Origin of the sequence: Nonomuraea roseola, from assembly GCF_039535395.1 — a bacterium.
Classification (GTDB): Bacteria; Actinomycetota; Actinomycetes; order Streptosporangiales; family Streptosporangiaceae; genus Nonomuraea; species Nonomuraea roseola.
Map to the genome: position 1 here is coordinate 1 of NZ_BAAAXC010000006.1, position 20,108 is coordinate 20,108.

At 69.6% G+C, this 20,108-nt stretch carries 11 protein-coding genes and 1 pseudogene; 4 read left to right on the forward strand and 8 right to left on the reverse strand.

The window, feature by feature from the left end; genetic code table 11:
• Positions 1–9,114: 9,114 nt before the first annotated feature.
• The 4 genes and pseudogenes from ABFX55_RS05740 to ABFX55_RS05755 form a co-directional block, all read right to left on the reverse strand.
• On the reverse strand, positions 9,115–9,507 hold the full coding sequence (locus tag ABFX55_RS05740; protein ID WP_346118319.1) for an enoyl-CoA hydratase-related protein: 393 nt from the start codon (positions 9,505–9,507) through the stop codon (positions 9,115–9,117).
• Between the two features lie 407 nt (positions 9,508–9,914).
• Positions 9,915–10,271: a VOC family protein gene (locus ABFX55_RS05745; RefSeq protein WP_346118321.1), complete on the reverse strand. Its 357-nt coding sequence runs from the start codon at positions 10,269–10,271 to the stop codon at positions 9,915–9,917.
• 10 nt (positions 10,272–10,281) lie between these two features.
• Positions 10,282–11,442 carry an acyl-CoA dehydrogenase family protein gene (locus ABFX55_RS05750; protein WP_346118323.1) on the reverse strand — a complete coding sequence of 387 codons (1,161 nt, stop codon included), beginning with the start codon at positions 11,440–11,442 and terminating at the stop codon, positions 10,282–10,284.
• A gap of 266 nt (positions 11,443–11,708) precedes the next feature.
• Positions 11,709–12,005, reverse strand: a pseudogene (locus ABFX55_RS05755) (DNA alkylation response protein); the annotation flags it as partial.
• A gap of 30 nt (positions 12,006–12,035) precedes the next feature.
• Between ABFX55_RS05755 and ABFX55_RS05760 the strand changes: the two are divergent.
• The gene (locus ABFX55_RS05760) at positions 12,036–12,752 is read left to right on the forward strand and encodes a PaaX family transcriptional regulator C-terminal domain-containing protein (RefSeq protein ID WP_346118325.1); all 717 of its coding nucleotides are present in this window, start codon (positions 12,036–12,038) and stop codon (positions 12,750–12,752) included.
• 61 nt (positions 12,753–12,813) lie between these two features.
• On the opposite strand, the gene ABFX55_RS05765 is transcribed toward ABFX55_RS05760, so the two are convergent.
• The 3 genes from ABFX55_RS05765 to ABFX55_RS05775 all read right to left on the reverse strand — a co-directional run bounded on the left by ABFX55_RS05765 (position 12,814) and on the right by ABFX55_RS05775 (position 16,020).
• Positions 12,814–13,836, reverse strand: a complete 1,023-nt coding sequence (locus ABFX55_RS05765; protein WP_346118327.1) for a hypothetical protein — start codon at positions 13,834–13,836, stop codon at positions 12,814–12,816.
• Between the two features lie 63 nt (positions 13,837–13,899).
• Positions 13,900–15,276, reverse strand: coding sequence for a glutamate-cysteine ligase family protein (locus ABFX55_RS05770; RefSeq protein WP_346118328.1), 1,377 nt, complete (start codon positions 15,274–15,276; stop codon positions 13,900–13,902).
• A gap of 36 nt (positions 15,277–15,312) precedes the next feature.
• Positions 15,313–16,020, reverse strand: a complete 708-nt coding sequence (locus ABFX55_RS05775; RefSeq protein ID WP_346118330.1) for an SDR family oxidoreductase — start codon at positions 16,018–16,020, stop codon at positions 15,313–15,315.
• Between the two features lie 102 nt (positions 16,021–16,122).
• Here ABFX55_RS05775 and ABFX55_RS05780 point away from each other — a divergent pair, with 102 nt between their 5' ends.
• Both ABFX55_RS05780 and ABFX55_RS05785 read left to right on the forward strand, forming a co-directional pair.
• Positions 16,123–16,953, forward strand: coding sequence for a helix-turn-helix transcriptional regulator (locus ABFX55_RS05780; RefSeq protein WP_346118332.1), 831 nt, complete (start codon positions 16,123–16,125; stop codon positions 16,951–16,953).
• A gap of 1 nt (position 16,954) precedes the next feature.
• Positions 16,955–17,980, forward strand: a complete 1,026-nt coding sequence (locus tag ABFX55_RS05785; protein ID WP_346118334.1) for a zinc-dependent alcohol dehydrogenase family protein — start codon at positions 16,955–16,957, stop codon at positions 17,978–17,980.
• 13 nt (positions 17,981–17,993) lie between these two features.
• Here ABFX55_RS05785 and ABFX55_RS05790 read toward each other — a convergent pair whose 3' ends face one another.
• A complete protein-coding gene (locus ABFX55_RS05790) occupies positions 17,994–19,064 on the reverse strand; it encodes a class I SAM-dependent methyltransferase (RefSeq protein WP_346118336.1) in 1,071 nt (356 codons plus the stop codon).
• Positions 19,065–19,132: 68 nt separating this feature from the next.
• On the opposite strand from ABFX55_RS05790, the gene ABFX55_RS05795 reads away from it, so the two are divergent.
• A complete protein-coding gene (locus ABFX55_RS05795; RefSeq protein WP_346118338.1) occupies positions 19,133–20,104 on the forward strand; it encodes an aldo/keto reductase in 972 nt (323 codons plus the stop codon).
• Positions 20,105–20,108 lie beyond the last annotated feature (4 nt).

The window sequence follows — 20,108 nt, forward strand, 5'->3', positions numbered from 1 at the left end:
GAGCGACGTGAGCCGCGGTTTCTGGCGTTCTTCTGCGCCGCTGGGCGCCGTACCCCTGGACTCCGACGGCCATGCACCGTACGGCTGCCGCGCCTCAGTGCGGCCTGTCCCACGCATGGACCTGTGATCCGTCACACGCAGGCCGGTCCCCGCCGGCGAGGCGCTGACGCATGGGACTGGCCAACAGGCTGGGCCGAACATTCACGCGCTCGTACCCGACGTCCCCAACAAAAAAGCAGGCCACGCCAGGGCGGCCGAGAGCCGCGTCTCGTCAAGCAGTCCTGGCCAGGTTCACCCGCAGGCGTGCATGAGGCGAGGGCGACAGGCTGCTCCGCGCTAGACCGAGTTCAGTCTCGGCCTGCCGGAGCGCGGAAGGCGATGTGACAACGAGCTGCGCGCACGGCGTGGCCGCCCTCGCGCGCGCGGCGGCGCACGGTGCGCCGCCACGGCTGTTGGTCGTCAGAGGGCGCCGTGGCCGCCACGGCGGACACTTCTACCTCGAGGCGCCAGGGATCTTGTCGGTGGCTGCCAGCGTAATGGTGAGGACATCAGCCGGACATCTGACGGTGCCCAAGTTGTGACGGATCCAATCCAGCCACAGGCACATAGGTGAGTCTTTACTAGAGGGCGCGTGCGGAGCACCTAATGGTCTCGCGACCTGATAACCGCTACTACCGGCAGGCTGTCGACACGACGGTGCCGGCTGCGTGGACGCTCTCGTACGACTACCCATGATTCCTACAAGCGGTTCGCGTTCACAGGCGCCTCGAGTACAGGATGGCGTACCCTCTCTTCCAGAAGCGTCGCTCCCGTGGCCAAGCGCGTCCCGCGCCTGGGTCGAGGGCTCGCGCGACGCTGCGCTACCGGGGTCGGGACGCAGACGCGGATGTAGGTCGTCGTCACCGACGTCGTCAGCATGCTGTGGAGTGGTCAACCATACGGCATGCGTCGCCCGTCAACCCGCAATCCGGTCGCGCGCCGCCGAAGTCTGTCGCCCACCCTCGACAGAGTCTGCGCATACGAGCTCGACATCGCCCGGTGCGCAGGTGCCCAGGTCGGGGCCCAGGTCGGTGGCGACCGTCGCCGGGATGGCTCAGTAGAGGTGTGCTCGTCCGATCCACGGCCTGACACGACCTGGCCAAGCACGTCTGCTCACGTGCTTCCACGTCTATAGCCGGCATCACCCCCGACTGGCCCTTCAGCCCAGTACGCAGGGCCGCCGCCGCAGGCCGTACGCCCGCGAGGTCGAGCGCCGGCTGCGCTGACCTGGCACCAAGCAGATGGTGGAAGGAGAGAGTGCGAGCCAGGGCGTCGTCGTCGGCGACTCCAACAGCGATACGACACTACGAACCTGCCACCGTCGCTCGGCCTACTCGGTCAGTCGCTAGCCAGAGTCCGTGACGCCGCCACCAACCACCCGCAACCCACATGACCGCACACGCGGCCGTGGCCACTGGGCCGCTGACGTGGACGAGCGGTGCCATCGGGTGCCGCCCGTAGGAGTCACGATCGACACCGTGCCAGAAGGTTCGCCGCGCGCGCGACCCGTGGGAGGACATGGATCTGCACACAGCACGGCTCGCTGGCCCTCCCTCGCTCGATCGGCGAACGCGCAGTCGCCAGGCCGCGCCGAGCAGCACTCGAGCTAGCCAGCTGATACGTGTAATCGCCGAGTGGGCGCAGCCAGTAGGACGTAGACTGCTGCACGGGCTCGCGAGCGCTGGTAAGGCCGCGCGCCACCAGTAGCCGGTCCCAGTGGTGAGTTCCTACCGAACCTACCGCCGACCATGTGCTAGACGGCAGTGCGCGACAGCGCACGCAGCGTATGGACCAGCATCAGGGTCCTCAACCTGCAGCACGTGCCCGCCGACCTGCGTCCCGAGCAGGAGCGCTGGAGATCGACTACACCCTGGCCTGAGGACTGCGCGCACGCGGCTAGACCCGCTTGCGGGGCGTCAGCCCGGTGTCCTGGACGGCTCCTGTATCGACGGTCTGCGGGTCCGAACTCGGCGAACTGGACCACGCCGTCAGCGGGCGTGCCAGCGCCGGCAGCTACTGTGACGAGTGTCTGAAGTAGCCGTGGCTTAGTGCCGCCCTCCAGCCAGCGCCATCGCCGTCTGCAGCTGCAGTGAAGCCGCGCCGTGCCGCGAGGGTGGCGAACAGAACCTGCCTGCACCCGCTGTCGTGGATCTGCGGGCGACCAGGCGTCCTGATGCAGGCACCGGGTGAGAGCGGACGTCGCGCGCAGGTAGTGCGGCTGAACACGCGATCGCGGTTAGCGCAGGCCCTGAGTCGACCTAGCGGACGGGGTCGGCGAAGGCCTCCTCCAGCCTGCTAGGCCGAGTCGTGTAGATGAAGCGAGGCCACCGTCTGCGCTCAGTCGAAGATCCGTCGGACCGTCTCCTATCCTGCGTCCAGATGCGTCGCGAGAAGCTCATCGAGGTGACCGCGCGCCATCGCGGCGGCGCCTCTCGGCCCCGCTGCAGCACGACCAGGTCGGAGCCGATAGTGCTCGCTGAACTGCCGCCGCTGCGCGCGGATTCGCCAGGCCTCGGCCAGCACCATCTGACAGCATCACTTTGGCACCATCGCGCAGACCGGACGAGCGCGGGGTTGCGCGGAACTCCCTGTCACAGGGTGTCTCTGCAGCTGCGGCCTCTGCGCGCGCGCCTGCACCATGCTGCCTAAATGCTGCGCGTCGTCTACCTCCACCAGCGAGGGCTGTAGACGGCGGAGCAGTGGCGCGATGCATCCAGTCGTCGAAGGTGAGACTCGGGTGATGGAGCCTGCCGACCTATGAACAATGCACGGGGTCGTAGGCGCCTCGAAGCCCGCGTCCATCTGCCCAGGTCGCGATAGTGGCGGTGTCAGGTCGGAGCTCGTCGATCAGGTTGATGCTAGGATGAGCGCGTGAGCCCGCGACGGTGACGGACCTCGAAGATGCCTCGAGCGAGGGGTGCTGTCCGACGTCCTTGCCGCCGATTGTCACCATCGCACGCGTCGAGAGCCACGTCGTGCAGTTCGGAGCCGTCAATCGGTCCACGGAACCTGTCGATCAGCAGGTCGCCACGCCGGCAGCACGGTACTCCAGCGCGTCGAAGGGGTCGAGCGACTGACGCGCGGCTGACGGCTCGCCTGACGTCCGTGACCACCCCTCGTCGGGGAAGAATTCGGGCTGTACACGCAGGCGCCGCAGCTCCTGCGCTGTAAGCCTCTGCCTGGACAGACGCGAACACTCCAGCAGCTCGGGTTTCTAGCTCCGCGGCACGCGTCCCAGTAGATGCCATGGGGCGACTCTTAGGCCGCGCGCGCCGTACGGCTATGAGGGTGATTTTCAGTGTACCGGACGTGTCACGCTCGGCCAACGGCGAGGACGGCTGGCCGATGCTCCTCGTTTTTCCTACACCTCCGGCAGCGTTCGTATGAAGGCCGCACATGAGGCGAGCGGCACTCTCGCGCCGAGTGCGCCACCACGACCTCCATCCCTGTGCGACGCTAGCACGATGCGTCTCGCGCACCATGAAGGTGCTGGGCTTACTCGCGATCACCACCCGGGGTGATCTCGTCAGAGCAGGATGCGCCCACCGTGCACATCGCAGCTGAGGGCGACATGCGTGGTGTACATGTCTGCGCAGCCGGTAGACCTGGGCGTCGGGGAGCCTGACGCCCTGCGCACTCCAGCGCGCTCGGTTCTCGCACGTGAGCGGATGACGCTGCCCTCACTGCAGACCCTAGCGGTTGCGGTCCCGCGCCAGCACTCCTCGCCGTCTCGCCATCAGCGAGCGCCGCGCACCACCGCGCACCCGCCTCTGGGGACAGGCTCGAGCCTGCCTGCTCGACGGCGATTCTCCAGTGAGAGTCCATCAGGCCACCCTCAGGCACTGCACCGGCGTGCAAGCCCGTTCTTGTACGCTAGTCCTTTGGCGCGCGGGTCCAGCGACTCTGGTTGACGGTGTGGCCGCCGCAGGCGGCCGGGCCGCGACCTTGACGCTCCCCGCCGCCGGCGCCACGCCGCGGCACCGTGAGTCCGCCGACCACCGCCAAGGAAGCCTGTGTTCGACGCGTGCTAGCGCGCGGACAGGAGGCAGCCAGCGGAGCGAAGCTCGCCACGCCCGTGCCGCGGTGAACGCAGCTGTGTCTCGCCTACCCGTTCAGTCGGCGCCCGACATGGTTCGCAGGAGCTCGTGGTGACGGCGATCCCAGGCGCCTGCCGGTTCACGCGCACCAGCGTAGCGCAGTGACCCGGGCTGAGCTCACGGAGCCTGCTATGATCGTCTCGGGCAGCACAAGGTGACGGAAGGTCTATACTCCGCGCTCACCTGTCTGAGTGCCGTCGCGTCGCCAAGCATCTACATGCTCGACGCCTGCCACAAGGCTGTGACCGCGACCCAGTGGCAGGATGCCAGGTCGCGCAGCGCGGCGGCCGCCGCGATCAAGACGATCTTCATGTGGGTGAAGCTGGGACCCAGCAAGCGGCGTGCCGGTACACCCGGTCCAGGGCTGCCAGGCGAGCGTCTGTCGCCTCCGTCCGTACGAGGGCGGCGCTGATGACTGATGTGCACGTCAAGGGCTCGAAGGCGCGTACGTCTACGAGGTGACACGCTCAGAGCCCGCTCTGTCGGATCCGCTCACGCTCAACTGCGAGAGCGTCGGCGCGCGCCTGGTCGTGCCAGGCGATGCGCCTCAGCGTGATGCATAGCCTGGGCCGACCGGTGGCGTCGCCCGCGCTGCGGATCAGGTGTCGCGCTGTGCGACGGTAGCGGTCGAGCGTCACATCGTAGCCGTCCGCGCCTTCGCGCTTGACAGTGCGTGCATCAGCATCGCGCCGCCCTCGATCGTGACCAGGCACAGACGCTCGCTCTGGCCGGCCTGGATGCTGTACTAGGCTACGCCTTGGGGTCCCACTTCCCGCTGTGAACGATCGTCTTGACCGCCTGCTCGCGCATCAGCTCGACCGGCGCATGCCCTGCGTACCGCGGTCACTCATTGTGCCAGGCGTCGAGCAGATGCATTGGCGCAGGCGGCCATTCGACATGGTGGCGACGAGTAGTCAGACCTTCGATCCCCTTGCGCCCTGAGCACGATCCTCAGCAGGCCGCGTTGATGCGCTCGCCCGGCTACAGCGCACGCTGTGTGGGCGTGTACCGGCAGGCGCAGCGGTCCCTTAACGCTTCCTCGCGACCACTGTCGGGCGCCCTGAACGTCGTAGGCGAACACGCGAGCGTATGCACCGCGCGCGGGGCGTGGGCGAGCTCGCCGTCGCGGCGACCTCTCTGTCCGCGCGCAGCCACGCGTCGACACGCTTCTTGGCCGGGCTGCGAGTGCGGCTTCGGTGCCGCGGCGGGGGCCGCGCGGCGGGGAGCTGTCAAGAAGTGCGCGGCCGCCGCCGTGCACGGCGGCCACTCTCGCGTCAAACCAGCGTCGGACCACGCGCACAAACGTAGGCTCACGGAAGCTTAGGCACGCCCGGTTGCAGCTAGGGGTGCCTGAGTGTGACTATTCTCCTGGAGATCGCGCGCTGCGAGGCACGGCCGAGGCTCGGCTGTCCGTAGGGCGGACCACGATGCCGGTGCGCGGCGACTGGTGGCTCGACGACGCGGTGGAGGGTGCTGGCGCGGGCGCAACCGTGCAGGGTTGTCAGGATGGGCACGCGTCATGCCGCCGCGGCCACGAGACCGACGCGCTGAGCGGGCAGGGAGCAGGGGCCCTCCCGCAGACACGCCCAGGTCTACGGCGCTGCGTCGACATGTACAGCCCACGCTGTCGCCTGCGCGATGTGCACGGGCCGGCGCTCCCTGCTCTCGATATCCGCGACCCCGGTGCGTAGATCGGCGAGAACCGCACTTCATGCGGCGTCTGAGGACCTCTGCTCGCGCACGGTACGTGGAAGGTCGTGGTGGCCGACTCGGCGAGTGCGCCTGCTCGCTCATGGCGGCCCGTATCATCGAACGCTGGCCGAGAGTGTGGAACGTGGACATCGGCCATGCCGCCTGCTGGCCGACGACGTGACCGTCCGGGGTACGAAAATCACTCGTGTCAAGCCCGTGGTACAGAGCCGCGACGGGACTTAAGGTCGCCCATGGAGTGCGTACTCGCGCGTGCGCGGCGCTGAACACCAGCGTAGCTGCGAGTTGCGCGTGTCATGCAGGTCTCGACGCAGGAGCTCGGCGACTGGTGTACAGCCGATTTACTTCCCCGACGGGCTGTGGTCTCCGGCACGAGGCGACTCCGCGCTCGCGTCTCAGACCACTTCAGCGCTGGAGTTACCGTCTGCAGTGGCGCGGCCGGAGCCTGCGGATCGACAGGCTTCCTCGCGAGCGGCCCGAACTGCACGAGGCCGAGCTGGCAGATGGTGCTCGGCTGACGAACAGGACGCCGTCGAGGGCATGCTTCGAGTGCATCCGCCATACCGTCGCGGGCGCGCTCATCCTGCACAACCTGATCGACTCGAGCCTATCTCACCTACACCGCCCCACTCCGACCTGGGCGAGGACGCCTTCAGCAGGCGCTCGACCCCGCATGTCCATAGGTCGGCAGCTCGATGCCCCGTCCTAACTCTTCGACGACTGGCATGATCAGCGCCGACTCCCGCCGTCTACTACCCCGACGCGCGCAGGCAGCACTGGTGCGGGCCGCGGCGAGGCGCGCGCGCGGACACCGTCCAGGGTGGTTCCGCAACCCAGCCTGCTGGCCGTCCGCCTGGCAGATCCAGGCAGACCGCAGCGGCGCATTTGTCAGCGATGCACTTCGGCTCGACCTGCGATCGTCGATGCAGCGGGGCCGAGGTCGCCGCACGGCATGGGCGCGTTCACCTACGATGAGGCTTCTCCCGACCACTCTGAGCGCAGGAGGAGGCACGGTCGCGCTGATCTCGACGCGACTGCGCGACAGAGGCTCGGCTATTACACGACTTTACGAGCCGCGCTTTTTCGGGGTGGAGGAGGCACTTCTGCCGACACCTGCATCTGTGACCAGGGCCCAGCTACCGCGACGCGTCAGCGCTACCTGCGCGGCGACTCCGCTCATCACACGGTGGCCGATCAGCGCGCGCTGGCGCCGCGATCCCGAACGAGCGATGGCTAGGCTGTCGCCATCCCTGCTCCGGCAGGCGCGGCTTCAACTAGGGCAGTACCTCGACGGCGAGTCGCATGCTGCTGATGGCGGTGCACAATGCCCCGGCTACTTCAGCGTCTCGCCCAGCTGCCGTGCGTGCACGCCGTGACGGCGAGTCATCGCCGATATTTGCGACCGCGCGGGACTCCGAACATGTGAGCGACGTCACATGGACCACGGGCACGGAACGCCGTGCGCAGCGTGGTCTAGCCGTGCGCGCGAGCGCGCAGTCTCAGGCACGGGTTGTATGCGACTCTCCAGCGCCTCCTGCTCGGGACGCAGGTCGGCGGGCACGTGCTGTCAGGTGAGCGCCTGTATGCATGGTACCATACGCTGTCTGCGGACGCGCATGGCCGTCCACCAGCAGCGTCTGGTCGGCGTTCGAGAATCTCCACGCCGGCTGGTGCGGGCGCGCTTCGCAGCGACCTCGAGCCGCCAGCGACACTCGCTCCTTGCTGCTGCTGACCCCTCAGCGATCTCCGAGCTCAGCGGCGCAGCTACGGGCGCTCGGGCGCGGCCCACTGCGACTCAGCTCAGCTGCGAGGAGTGCCAGCACGAGCCGGCGTGCAGATCCATGTCCTCCCACTGACTCGACACGCGGGTCGCCGAGGAGCGGCGAACCTCGTTGCGCCACTGTGTCGATGCGTGTAACTCCTCGGACGGCCAACCTGGCACCTCGCTACCCCACGTCAGCGGCAGTGGACACGCGGCGCGTACCGCGGACGGCCTGACCGAGTCCAGGCCGAGGCGACGAGTGGCGGTCGCGTAGGCGTTCTCGTGTCACGTAGTCGCACGATAGACGCCCATGCCTCTATCCTCCTTCCACCATCTGCTGTGTGGCCTAGTCGGGACGCAGCGGCGCTCGACCTCGCGCGGGCGACGGCCTCGGCGGCCTGCTCCGTCACTCTGGTGCGAGGGCCGTGTTCAGTGATGCGGGCATCAGACAGTGGAACGCCACGTGAGCCCGTCGTCCTTGGGCCAGCTGTCGAGGCGTGGTCAGGCACGCAGAGACCACCTCATCGATGCCACCTGACGCGGTAGTCTCAGCGCATGTCGCGCACATGGCACCCTAGGCACCGGGTACGTGACGGTACGATGTCGCAGCTCTGTCCGGCGGTGGGCTACAGTATCGGCGGCGCGCACCGGATGCGGGTTGAGGTCGACGCACGCCGAGGTTGATACCACCACAGCAGCTGACGGCCGTCGGTGACGACGACCTCCTGCCGCGCTGGCGTCCGGCGACCGGTAGCTGCCAGCTCGGCGACCTCGGCAGGCGGGTACGCGTCGGCGGCGCGCGCTCCTTGGAAGTAAGGCCGCGCTCGATGCCGTGCACGAACCGCTTGAGATCATGGTCGTCCGAGAGGTACGCGCACGCAGGGCACCGTCGGCGACAGCCTGGTAGTAGCGGATCAGGTCGGAGCTTGACGTCCGCCCGCACCTCTGGAAAGATATCCACCTCGATCCTGGACTGGTGATCGTCACCACCGTTCGACATGTCCCGCAAGGCATCAGGTCCTCACCTTACGCGCGCGCGTCGACCCCGACTAAGATCCCTGAGGCACCCTCACAGAGAAAACCGCGCCGCTAAGGCACGGCCGGCGCACTCGCGCACGACTAGACGGCGGCGCCGTAGGGCGCCGCCTCGCACGAGGGCAGCCACAGGCGTGCCGTCAGCGTCGTTGATGCCGCATCGCCTCCGCTAATCCGCAGCGAACTGCATCGCTGCGCGTGTTACGAGCCTAGTCGCCTCGCAGGCACGTCCTGCGAGCGCAACCTTGGCTACAGTCGCTGCGCGGACGGCAGCCGACGGCCGCGTCGTGCGGGGCTCGCCCCTCGGGGTACGAGCCTGTATGCCGAGTCCATGCGCAGCGCCTCGCCGCGGGGACCGGCTAGCACGGTGAGGCATCAGCGGTCATGTCGTGGGACAGCCGATGATGCGCGGCGCAGCCCTGTACGGTGCCGCTCGTCGCCAATCGAGGGCGGGACGGACCCAGCGGCGTGTCAGAAGCAGGCACGTGAGACCGCGCTGCTCCGCAGTTTGACCACCCGCAGTGTCGCACCCAGAGAGCGCGAGCTCCAGGCCTCCGCCACCCGCGTGGGCCCGCGACGGCCGCGATGACCGGTCTTGGACAGCCGCATCCTGGTCGGCCCCATCGGGCCGCCGCCCTCCTCGCCGACGTGGTTGTCGACGCGCTTGAGATCGGCGCCGGCACAGAAGGTCCCGCCCTCGCCCCACAGGACGGCGACCGAGGCGTCAGACTCCTCGAACGCGGCGAACGCCTCGCTCAGCGCGTCGCGGTCGTCGCGGTCGACGGCGTTACGGGCCTCAGGGCGGGATGAGCACCACCGTGGTGACGGCGGCCCTCCCTCTCGACGCGCACGGTAAATCTGCATCTCCGTTCGTCCGGCCCGCGCCTTCCCCCGGGCCAGCCGATCGTAGCCAGCGCCAGTGGCGGGGCGGCGCGGCTGCGCCCGAGAGGGTGGGGTCATCTAGGCTCGCCGTGATCCAGGTCATCGGCTCGCGACCAGGGAGGGGCGAGATGGCGACTCACGATATGCCGCGCAGCCGACGGAGTTCCCGTGCCGCGGGATGGGCACAGGTTGGCCCCTCGCGAGCTGGCCCTCAACGGCTACACCCGCTACGACCAGCTGACGAGCGTGACGCCCGCGCAGCTGCTTCGCATCCACGGGCGTGGGGCCCAAGGCCATCAGGATCCTCGAGGAGGAGCTGGCGGCCAGGGGGTCTCGCCTTCGCCGACTCCTGAGCCTCCGCCTGTGCGGCGCGTGCGGATGCAGGTGGCTCAGGACTCGCCCACGCAGAACTCGTTGCCCTCAGGGTCGGCCATGACGATCCAGCGGTGACCGTGCTCCTCCACCTGGCCGCTCGTGAGCCGCCGGGCGCCGAGGGACTCCAGACCGGCCCGCCTCGGCCTCGATGTCGGGCGGCCTCGATGTCCAGGTGCATTGCGGTTCTTGCCGGTCCTGCCCTCCTTCACCTTCTGCAGGAGCAGACGCGGGCCGCCGCGGCCCGCAGGGAGCAGCATGACGTAGTCGCCCACGCCGCCGACCACGGAGTAACGGAGCGCCTCGGCCCAGAAGGGCGCGAGCGTGTCCGGGTCGGCGACATCGAGCACCAGACCGAAGCCGATTTCACTCATGACTGGCAACCTAGCTCAGAACGGCCCCCGCCCAGATCAGAGCGTGACGGCTCCCGCGACAAGGTCGTCGAAGCGGTCCCAGGTCCTCCGCCGGGCGGTCGAGGGCCGCGCAGCGGGCCGTGGTCGGCCAGGTGGGCGTCGGCGTAGAGGCGCGGGCGAACAGGGCCTTGCGGTCGCCGTGCCCCGAGCGCTGCTCCCAGCCCGCCTGCTCGAGCAGGCAGAGCCGCCGCGTAGACGTCCGCCATGAACTGGGCCAGCGGATACAGCCGCGCCTCCGCCGTGGACAGGGTCGAGCGAGACAGACGGTGATCGCCTTGCGGAGGTCGTCGATCCTCCCGCGGACCAGGTCTCCCGAGCCGGGGCGGGCCTGCTCGACGGCCGCGGCCAGGCGCTCGAGGAACGGCTCGTGGGCCGCCTCCTTCAGCATCGCCCGCCGTACGTCCAGGCAGAGGATGTTGTCGCCGCCCTCCCAGATGGGGTTGACCTGGGCGTCGCGCAGCAGGCGGGCGACCGGCCACTGCTCGATGTAGCCGTTGCCGCCGTGGACCTCGATGGCGTCGCTGGCGGCGTGCACCCCCAGCCTGGCGGCGCGCAGCTTGACCAGCGCGGGGGCCAGGCGCAGCCGCGGGCCGAGATGTCCGTCGAAGACCAGCGCCTGGACGGCCTCGACCTCCAACGATGAGCTCGCCAGCTTGCGCCGCATGAGCGGCTGGTCGATCAGGCGCCGGCCGAAAGCCTCGCGCGCCGAGGCGTAGCAGAGGGACTCCACCAGCGCCCTGCGCGCGACACCGAGGCCCATCATGGCCACGCCGAGCCTGGAGGCGTTGGTGAGCTTCATCATCGTGCCGAGCCCCGAGCCCGACCCCGAGCCCGCGAGGAGGAAGGCCTCCGCCCCGGTGAACTCGACCTCGGCGGAGGCGACCGACCTGGTGCCGAGCTTGTCCTTCAGTCTCCTGATCCGTACGGCGTTGCGCGCGCCGTCCCTGCGCTCCCACAGCACGAGGAAGGGCGCCACGTCGCCCGAGGGGAGCCTGGCCAGCACCACGAACGCCGACCCGTTGGCGTTGGAGGCGAACCACTTGAGGCCCGTGAGGCTCCACGCCTGCCCGTCGGGCGTGGCCGAGGCCTCCAGCGCGGCCAGGTCGGAGCCGCCGGTCCGCTCGGTGAACATCTGGGCGGCCTCGCCGGAGTAGAAGCCGTTGGGCGAAGATCGCGCGGACTCGTTCGAGGACGTCGGCGGGCGCGTGCTTCTCGGCGAGGGAGACCACCATGTCGCCGCCCGTGCCCAGCGCGCAGCCCATCCCGATGTCGGCCTGGTCGAGCAGGTAGGTCCAGGCGGCGCCCAGCGCGGCGGGGTCGGCGCCGTTGTCCTTCGCGGGTGGCGGCGAAGTCAGGTGAGGTGAAGTTGTCGGCCATGAGCTTCTCGCGAGCCGACGTGAACGACGGCGGCATGACGACCTGGCTGACGTCGCGGCCCCATCTGTCGTACTTCTCCAGGCGGGGCGGGTTGCGGTCGGTCTCCTCCGCGTAGGCGGCGATCGGCCCGCCCATCAGCGCGCCGAGGCGGGACAGGTGGGGCTCGGCCCAGCTGTAGCCCTCTCCGAGGTGACGGCGCATCAGCAACTGCAGCGAGGGGTCGCTCGTCCACCAGTTGCGGCCCGCGGCTCCCTGGTAGCGCGCGGTGTCGTAGCGGCCGCTCGGGCCGTCCACGGGTTCGATCAGATAGCTCGCCATTCTCGGAGTGTTACATATAATCAACACACGATGGAAGACCGTAATACTCTCACCGCCCGCTCCGCCGTCCTGAGCGCGCTGCTCGGCAGCCACCCTCCGCGCCTGCCGAGCAGGGCTCTCGTGCGCGTGGGGGAGGTGTTCGGCATCGCGGAGGGCACCGTGCGGGTGGCGCTGTCCCGCATGGTCGCCGCCGGCGACCTGGTGCAGGACGACGGGCGCTACGAGCTGTCCGAGCGACTGCGCGAGCGGCAGGCCAGGCAGGACGAGAGCCGCTCCCCGCACACCAGGCCGTGGGACGGCACGTGGGAGATCGCGATCGTGACGGCCGAGCGGCGCGCGCCGTCCGACAGGGCGGCCCTGCGGCACACCATGACGGCGCTGCGCCTGGCCGAGCTGCGGGAGGGCACCTGGCTGCGTCCCGCCAACCTGATCAGACGGTGGCCGGAGATCGTCACCGCCCAGTGCACGCTCGTCGACGGGCGGCCGAGGGAGGATCCGACGGCGCTGCTGTGGGACCTCGACGGGTGGGCGGCCGAGGCGGGCAGGCTGGAGCGGGCTCTCGGCCAGGCAGAAGGGCTGGCCGAGGGGTTCCTGGTGTCGGCGGCGGTGCTGCGGCACCTGCTGGCCGACCCGCTGCTGCCTGCCGAACTGCTGCCGGAGGACTGGCCGGGGGCGCGGCTACGGGCCCGCTACGACGACTTCGACCGCGACTACCGCAGGGCGCTGCAGGTCCACCTCAACGGCTGACCCCTGCCCTCCCCGCGCTGACCCGCTTCTCGCGGGAGCGATCGGAAGAATAGCCCGGAGGTCAGAGGTCGACGCCGAAGATGACTCTGCGGTTCCTGAACTCGGTGACGCTCCACAGCCGCTTCCCCGAGACCGTCAGGTCCTCGGGCCCGACGGGGAACGCCCTGACCGACACCTTGCCGCCCGACTCCACGACGAGCCTGCCGTTCGAGCGGGCGTCGACGGTCTGGCTGAGGTACCACTTCCCGCCGTGCGACACCGCCCCCTGGATCTTGGCCTGCCCCATCGTGTACGCGTCGACCGGCACCCCGTCGGTCAGGTCGAGGGCCCACCTGGCCACCCTGCCGGTCGGCGCCTCGCCCACGTACTCGCCGGAGATCAGCGTGTGCGGGCTGGTGCTGCGGTCGACCGCGACGAAGGAGAAGTGCGCCCCCGGCGTGACGACCCGCCAGAAGTCGGTCTGCGGGATCACGTACCGGTAGCCGAAGGCGTGGAACCTGCCCTCCGACCGGCCGACCCGCGCCCCGTCGCCCAGGTCGCTCTGGACCGTCCGCAGGTCGAGGATCTTGCCGACGTCGAAGACGCGCAGGCCGCGCTTGGTGTCGGCGACGTACAGGTGCTCGCCGTACCACGCGATCCCGCCCGCGTGGATGTTGATCGGGGTGTAGGAGCCGTCCGGCCTGGCCTCCACGAGCAGCGCGTGCTGGTAGCGCAGGGTCTGCGGGCTCAGGAACGTCACCCTGATGCCCCGCTCGGCCACGGGGGGCAGGGGCTTGAAGTACCAGCTGGCGACGAAGGCCGGCACCCCCGCGGAGCCCGCGTCCTCGGAGCAGGTCAGGCCCTGCGGGTACCAGTCGGGGGTGTCGTTGTCCTTCTCGTCGAAGGCGTACCACTCGTGCGGCCTCGGCCGCATGGTGCCGAACGCGGTGGGCGCCCCCTTGCGCACCGCCTTCCTGTTGGCCTGGGCCAGCACCGCTTCCACGGACGCGGCGCCGAGGTCGGCGGCGAGCTTGTCGGCGCCCTCGGCCAGCGTCCCCGTCGCCCGTCTCAGCGTGAAAGCGGCCTTGTCCGCAGGAAGCATCATCTTTGCCCTCGCTTTACCCCGTCTTTGGGATAGTTTGACGGGCGAAAGGGGCTTCTGGTTCGGTTATCGCCACATGTGCACGGGCAATCCCGTCAGCGCGTTCTCGTGATACCTGCGCACCAGCGCCTCACTGTCTCCTCCCAGCTCGGCCAGCGTCTCCCGCTGCCAGACCGCTCCCGTACGGCCCAGCCGTACGCGCTGGGCGATGACGTCGAGGTCGGCGTCGGCGGGGTCGACGCCCGCCCTCAGCAACGCCGCCTTCGCCTCGGGCAGCAGCGACAGCACCAGGTCGGAGGCGAGCACCTCCTGCCCCTCCCAGGTGAGCTTGGTCTGCAGTCCACGCATGGCGGCGCGGTAGAAGTTCTGGTAGGCGTCGCCGAAGGGCAGCTCCGTCAGGTCCCTCTCGGCCAGCGCCAGCGTGAGGCCGAGCAGGAAGGCGGTGTTGGCGGCCATGTCGGCGCAGGTGGGCCCGGCGGGAAGGGCGCGGAACTCGATGCGGAGGTGGCCGCCGTCGGCCGGGTCGAAGACAGGCCTGTTCCACTGCCAGATCGTGCCCAGGTGCAGCCGCAGCTCGGGCAGCTCGCCCTCGTCCGACAGCGCGGGGATGACCGGCTCGTAGTCGCGCACGTACCGCTCGAACAGCTCGAAGGCGCCCGAGCGCACCCAGTCGGAGCCGAAGGTGACGCGGCCGTCCCTGCGGAAGCGGCGTTCGACGTCACGGTCGTCCGAAGCCTCCTCGAACAGCGCGATCCTCGTCTCCTCCCACAGCTGCCTGCCCAGGAACAGGGGCGAGTTGCCGCTCGCGGCCAGCACGGGACCGATCGCCAGCTGGGCGGCGTTGTAGAGCCTGGCGAATTCGGAGGCGGGCGTGCGCAGGTGGACCTGCCACGAGGTGTTGGCCGCCTCCAGGATGATGTCCTCCACCTCCAGCTCGAGCTCGTCGATCTGGACGATGAACGGCTCGAGCCGCAGCCTGCGCATGCCTCTGGCCATCGCGCGGTAGCGCGCCTCGTCGCTGATCGCGGCATGGGTGAAGTCGCCCGTGCCGAGCGTGGGCAGGATGCCGATGGGCAGCGCTCCCCCACCGTCGATCGCGCCGTCGACGGCCTTGAACAGCTCCTGCATCTCGGTCGCGAGCGCCGTGAACGGCCTGCCCGCCAGCGGCAGCGGGGTGAGGTTGGCCTCCACGTTGTAGCGGCCGAGCTCCACGACCAGCCGGTCGTCACCGAGCTTGTCGAGCACCTCGGCGTTGCGCGGCAGCGGCCTGCCGCGCTCGTCGATCAGGAAGAGTTCGAGCTCGGCGCCCACGGTGGTGACGCCGTCGCCGAAGCCCGGTCTATCGAGCAGCCCGCGAAGCTCGGCCAGCTGCTCGGTGAGGCGCTCCCCGAAGCGAAGGTAATCCGCCTCGGAGAAGCGCTCCTTGTCCACATCTTGTCCCATGCCCCGGTTACTGTCCGGTCAGAAGGTGTCCACACCTCACCATGGAAGTGTCCCTTCGTCCTGCAGATAGGCGCCGCTCGGGCCCTCGCCGTCCAGGGTGGCCAGGCGGACGGCGATCTGCGCGCCCTGCTCGGCCGTACGGTGGCCGGTGTGGCCGTTGAGATCGGTCGCGCAGTAGCCGGGGTTGGCGGCGTTGACCTTGATCGGGGTGTCCCACAGCTCCTTGGCGTAGGAGACGGTGACCATGTTGAGCGCGGCCTTGGAGGAGTTGTAGGCCATCAGGTTGAAGGGCCAGAAGGGGCTCTCAGGGTCGATCGCCATGGCGATGGAGCCGAGCTCGCTCGACATGTTCACGATCCGGCCCGCCGGTGAGCGCCGCAGCAGCGGCAGCATCGCGTTGGTGACGGTCACGACGCCGAACACGTTGACCTCGTAGACCTGCCTGAGCACGTCGGCGGAGGTGGCGCTGGGCCTGTCGTCGTCCTGCCAGACGGTGACGCCCGCGTTGTTGACCAGGATGTCGAGGCCGCCGTGCTCCTGCTCGATCCACTTGGCCGCGTCCTGCGCGCTGCCGGGGTCGGTGACGTCGAGCCGCACGTACGGCTGCCCGAGCCGCTCCGCGGCGGCCCTGCCGCGCTCCTCGTCCCGCGCTCCCACGATCGCGGTGATGCCGCGTTCGCCGAGCCGCCTGGCGATCTCGAAGCCGATTCCCTTGTTCGCGCCTGTGATGAGAGCTGTCGTCATGGCCTCCACGCTGGTCGCCTCGGTGGCCGGGCGGGAGAGACCCCGCGAGGCTGGGATCGGCGGTACCACCCACGCTTCGGCCGGGTGGACGAGACTGGCGGCATGAACCGTGAGGAGCTGGCCGAATTCCTGCGCAGCCGCCGCGCGCGGGTGACACCCCGCGAGGTGGGGCTGCCCGAGAGCGGGCGCCGCCGCACTCCAGGGCTGCGCAGGCAGGAGGTCGCCCAGCTGGCGGGCATGTCGATCGACTACTACATCCGCCTCGAGCAGGGCAGGGGCCCGCACCCCTCGCGGCAGGTGCTCAACGCGCTGTCCAGGGCGCTGATGCTGTCCGCCGACGAGCGCGCGTACCTGTTCCATCTGGCGGGGCAGGCGCTGGAGCCCGAGCGGCTGCGCGGCGACGTGCCGCAGTCGATCCTGCACCTGATCGCCTTCCTGGAGGAGGTGCCCGCCTACGTGCTCGACGCGAAGTACGACATCCTGGCGTGGAACCCGATGGCCGCCGCGCTCATGGGCGATCTCGACAGCCGGCCGCGCGACGACCTGAACGTCATCCGCTGGGTGTTCCGCTCCCCCGACCTGGCCGAGCACCTGAGCGACGAGGAGAAGGGCCGCTTCGCCCGCGCCTCTGTCGCCGACCTGCGCTGGGCGGCGGGCCGTTACCCCGGCGACTCAGGCATCCAGGCGCTGGTCGCGGAGATGCTCGCGCTCAGCCCCGAGTTCGCCGCCCTGTGGGCCGAGCACGAGGTGAAGGTGCGCAGGGAGCAGCGCAAGCAGATCACCCACCCGGCCGTCGGCGTGATCGAGGCGATCTGCCAGGTCCTGCCGGTGCCCGACAGGGAGGACCTGCGGCTCGTCCTCTACACCACCGAACCCGGCTCCCCCTCTCACCAGGCCTTGCGCAGGTTGCGGGAGGTGACTCTAAGCTCATGAGATGCGCGCGGTGACGTTTGACCTGTTCGGCGGGGAGCTCGACCTGCGGGAGCTGCCCGATCCCACTCCCGCATCCCACGGCGTCGTGATCAGGGTGGCCGCCACGGGCCTGTGCAGGAGCGACTGGCACGGATGGCAGGGGCACGACCCCGACATCAAGGTGCTGCCGCACGTGCCAGGTCACGAGCTGGCGGGCGTGGTGGCGGCCGTCGGGGCCGATGTGCGCGGCTGGCGCGAGGGCGACAGGGTGACCGTCCCCTTCATCTGCGCCTGCGGTTCGTGCGCCGCCTGCGCGGCCGGTGAGCAGCAGGTGTGCGAACGGCAGACGCAGCCCGGCTTCACCCACTGGGGCTCCTTCGCCGACTACGTCGCGATCGACCACGCCGACGTCAACCTCATCACGGTGCCCGAGGACATGGAGTTCAGCACCGCCGCGGGCCTCGGCTGCCGTTTCGCCACCGCCTTCAGGGCCGTCGCGCACGTCGGGGAGGCCAGGCCGGGCGAGTGGGTGGCGGTGCACGGGTGCGGCGGCGTCGGGCTGTCCGCCATCATGATCGCCACCGCCGCCGGGGCGCGCGTCGTGGCCGTCGACGTCAGCACCGACGCGCTGCACCTGGCCGAGCGGGCGGGCGCCACCCACTTCGTCAACGCCTCATCGGGTGACGCGGCCGACCAGGTCAGGGAGCTGACCAGGGGCGGGGCGCACGTCTCGATCGACGCGCTGGGCAGCCCACAGACCGCGGCCGCCTCGATCGAGAGCCTGCGCCGCAGGGGCCGCCACGTGCAGGTGGGCCTGCTGCCCGGCGGGCACACGCCGCTGCCCATGGGCAGGGTGATCGCCCACGAGTTGCGCCTGCTCGGCAGCCACGGCATGGCCGCCCACGCCTACGCCCCGATGATGGAGCTGATCAGGGCCGGCACGCTCCACCCCGACCAGCTCGTCACCCGCACGATCGGACTGGCCGACGCCGGCAAGGCGCTCGCCTCGATCGGCTCGGTGCCGGGCGTGACCATGATCGTGCCCTGAGCGGGGCACGACGTCACAGCCTGCGTACCCGCAGCCGCTGTCCCCACCTGCTGATCGCCTCGTCGTCGGCGAAGGCCAGCGCGCGCATCATGTTGCCGCCGTCGCTGTTCTCCACCGCGCGCCGCAGCCTGGCGCGCAGCGGTCCGGGCAGCTGCGAGGTGCCCGCCTCGATCGTGTCGCCGTAGTGCGGCGCGTAGGCCACCCCGCTGAAGCCGGTACGGCCGAGCAGTGTGGGCAGCGTGGCGGAGGAGTAGAACATCAGGTGGTTCTTGGTGAACCCGCTCCACCCCGACTCGTAGGCCTTGAGCAGCAGCGACCCGGCGTTCACCGTGAGGATGAGCAGCACCCCTCCGGGCGCCAGCAGGCGCCTGAACCGCTCGAAGTCCTCCAGCGGCCTCGGCAGGTGGGCCAGCACCGACCACAGCGTGACCACGTCGAACCCGCCGGCGGCGATCTCGGGCACGTCCTCGGGGGCGCCGAAGTAGGCCCTGGCCTTGGTGAGCCTGGCGTTGGCCTGCTCGACGGAGTCGGGTGAGAGGTCGACTCCCACGGCGTCGAAGCCGCGCTGCTCCGCCAGCTCAAGGAACAGGCCTGCTCCGCAGCCGAAGTCGAGCAGCCGCCGTCCCTCGCCGTGCTCGAAGACCGGCGCGAAGGCGTCCATGGTGAGCTGGTAGCGGCGCTGCCTGTTGGCGGCGTACTTGCCGGTCAGGAAGCTGCTGTAGGAGTTGGCGTACAGGTCGCCGAGCCGTTCGGGCCTGATGTTGGGGTTGCGGTAGAGGAAGCCGCACGAGGGACAGCGCACGACGTGGTAGCGCCAGTTCCTGCCCCCTGTCGGCTTGAACAGGGGTTGCTGGCGGGAGTCCCCGCACATCATGCAGGAGAGGAACTCCTCGATCTCGCCGAGCGGGACGGTGGCCTTGTACTCCTCCAGGGACATCACGCGCGCGCTTCTGAGCCTGAGGCGCCACTGCGCCTCGCGCATCAGGCGCTCGCCGGGTCTGACATAGACCCGCTGCCCCCATGGCACGTTGTTGTAGCGGGATCCGAACAGCATCCTGGCGGCTGTGCGCTTGACAGAGACCATCGACACCTCACTTGGGCTTGGTTCTGATCCTCTTTGAACGCCTACCAGGCCCCCATAAAGTGACATTCATGGACTACACACGGCTTGGCAACACCGGATTGAAAGTTTCCCGGATCTGTCTGGGCATGATGAGCTACGGCGACCCGGGCGAGTGGGACTGGGTGCTGTCCGAGGACGCGGCCGAGCCCATCGTGCGCAGGGCGGCCGAGGCCGGCGTCACCTTCTTCGACACGGCCGACGTCTACACCTCCGGGGCCAGCGAGGTCGTGACGGGAAGGCTGCTGCGCAAGATCTTCGCCAGGCGTGAGGACTATGTCCTGGCCACGAAGGTGTACTTCCCCGTCGGTGAGGCCGTGAACGACAGGGGCCTGTCGCGCAAGCACATCCACGCCGCGATCGACGCCTCGCTCGAGCGGCTCGGAACCGACTACGTGGACCTGTACCAGATCCACCGGTGGGACGACGAGACGCCCATCGAGGAGACCATGGAGGCGCTGCACGAGGTAGTGAAGGCGGGCAAGGCGCGCTACCTCGGCGCCTCCTCGATGTGGGCGTGGCAGTTCGCCAAGGCCCAGCACGTGGCCGCCGCCAACGGCTGGACGCGGTTCGTCTCCATGCAACCGCACTACAACCTTCTCTACAGGGAGGAGGAGAGGGAGATGCTGCCGCTCTGCGCCGACCAGGGCGTCGGGGTGATCCCGTGGAGCCCGCTGGCGCGCGGCACGCTGGCCCGCGCGGGGCAGTCGGGTGAGGGCACCGCCCGCAGCGGCTCCGACGGCAGGATCGACTACCTGTACGACCCCGACAACGACGCGCTCATCCTGGACAGGGTGGCCGAGGTGGCACGTGAGCGCCGGCTGCCCGCCGCGCAGGTGGCGCTGGCGTGGCTGCTGGGACAGCCGGGCGTGACGGCTCCGATCGTGGGCGCGACCAAGGACAGGCACATCGACGACGCGGTGGCCGCGGTGTCCTTGGCCCTCACCGACAAGGAGCGCGACTACCTCGCCGAGCCGTACCGCGCCCGTGAGGTGCGGTTCTAGCCGG

Bases quoted from the DNA above. Each gene is read 5' to 3' on its own strand.
- ABFX55_RS05740 (WP_346118319.1), bottom strand. From the start codon at position 9,507: ATGCAGATTTACCGTGCGCGTCGAGAGGGAGGGCCGCCGTCACCACGG.
- ABFX55_RS05745 (WP_346118321.1), bottom strand. From the start codon at position 10,271: ATGAGTGAAATCGGCTTCGGTCTGGTGCTCGATGTCGCCGACCCGGAC.
- ABFX55_RS05750 (WP_346118323.1), bottom strand. From the start codon at position 11,442: ATGTTCACCGAGCGGACCGGCGGCTCCGACCTGGCCGCGCTGGAGGCC.
- ABFX55_RS05760 (WP_346118325.1), top strand. From the start codon at position 12,036: ATGGAAGACCGTAATACTCTCACCGCCCGCTCCGCCGTCCTGAGCGCG.
- ABFX55_RS05765 (WP_346118327.1), bottom strand. From the start codon at position 13,836: ATGATGCTTCCTGCGGACAAGGCCGCTTTCACGCTGAGACGGGCGACG.
- ABFX55_RS05770 (WP_346118328.1), bottom strand. From the start codon at position 15,276: ATGGGACAAGATGTGGACAAGGAGCGCTTCTCCGAGGCGGATTACCTT.
- ABFX55_RS05775 (WP_346118330.1), bottom strand. From the start codon at position 16,020: ATGACGACAGCTCTCATCACAGGCGCGAACAAGGGAATCGGCTTCGAG.
- ABFX55_RS05780 (WP_346118332.1), top strand. From the start codon at position 16,123: ATGAACCGTGAGGAGCTGGCCGAATTCCTGCGCAGCCGCCGCGCGCGG.
- ABFX55_RS05785 (WP_346118334.1), top strand. From the start codon at position 16,955: ATGCGCGCGGTGACGTTTGACCTGTTCGGCGGGGAGCTCGACCTGCGG.
- ABFX55_RS05790 (WP_346118336.1), bottom strand. From the start codon at position 19,064: ATGGTCTCTGTCAAGCGCACAGCCGCCAGGATGCTGTTCGGATCCCGC.
- ABFX55_RS05795 (WP_346118338.1), top strand. From the start codon at position 19,133: ATGGACTACACACGGCTTGGCAACACCGGATTGAAAGTTTCCCGGATC.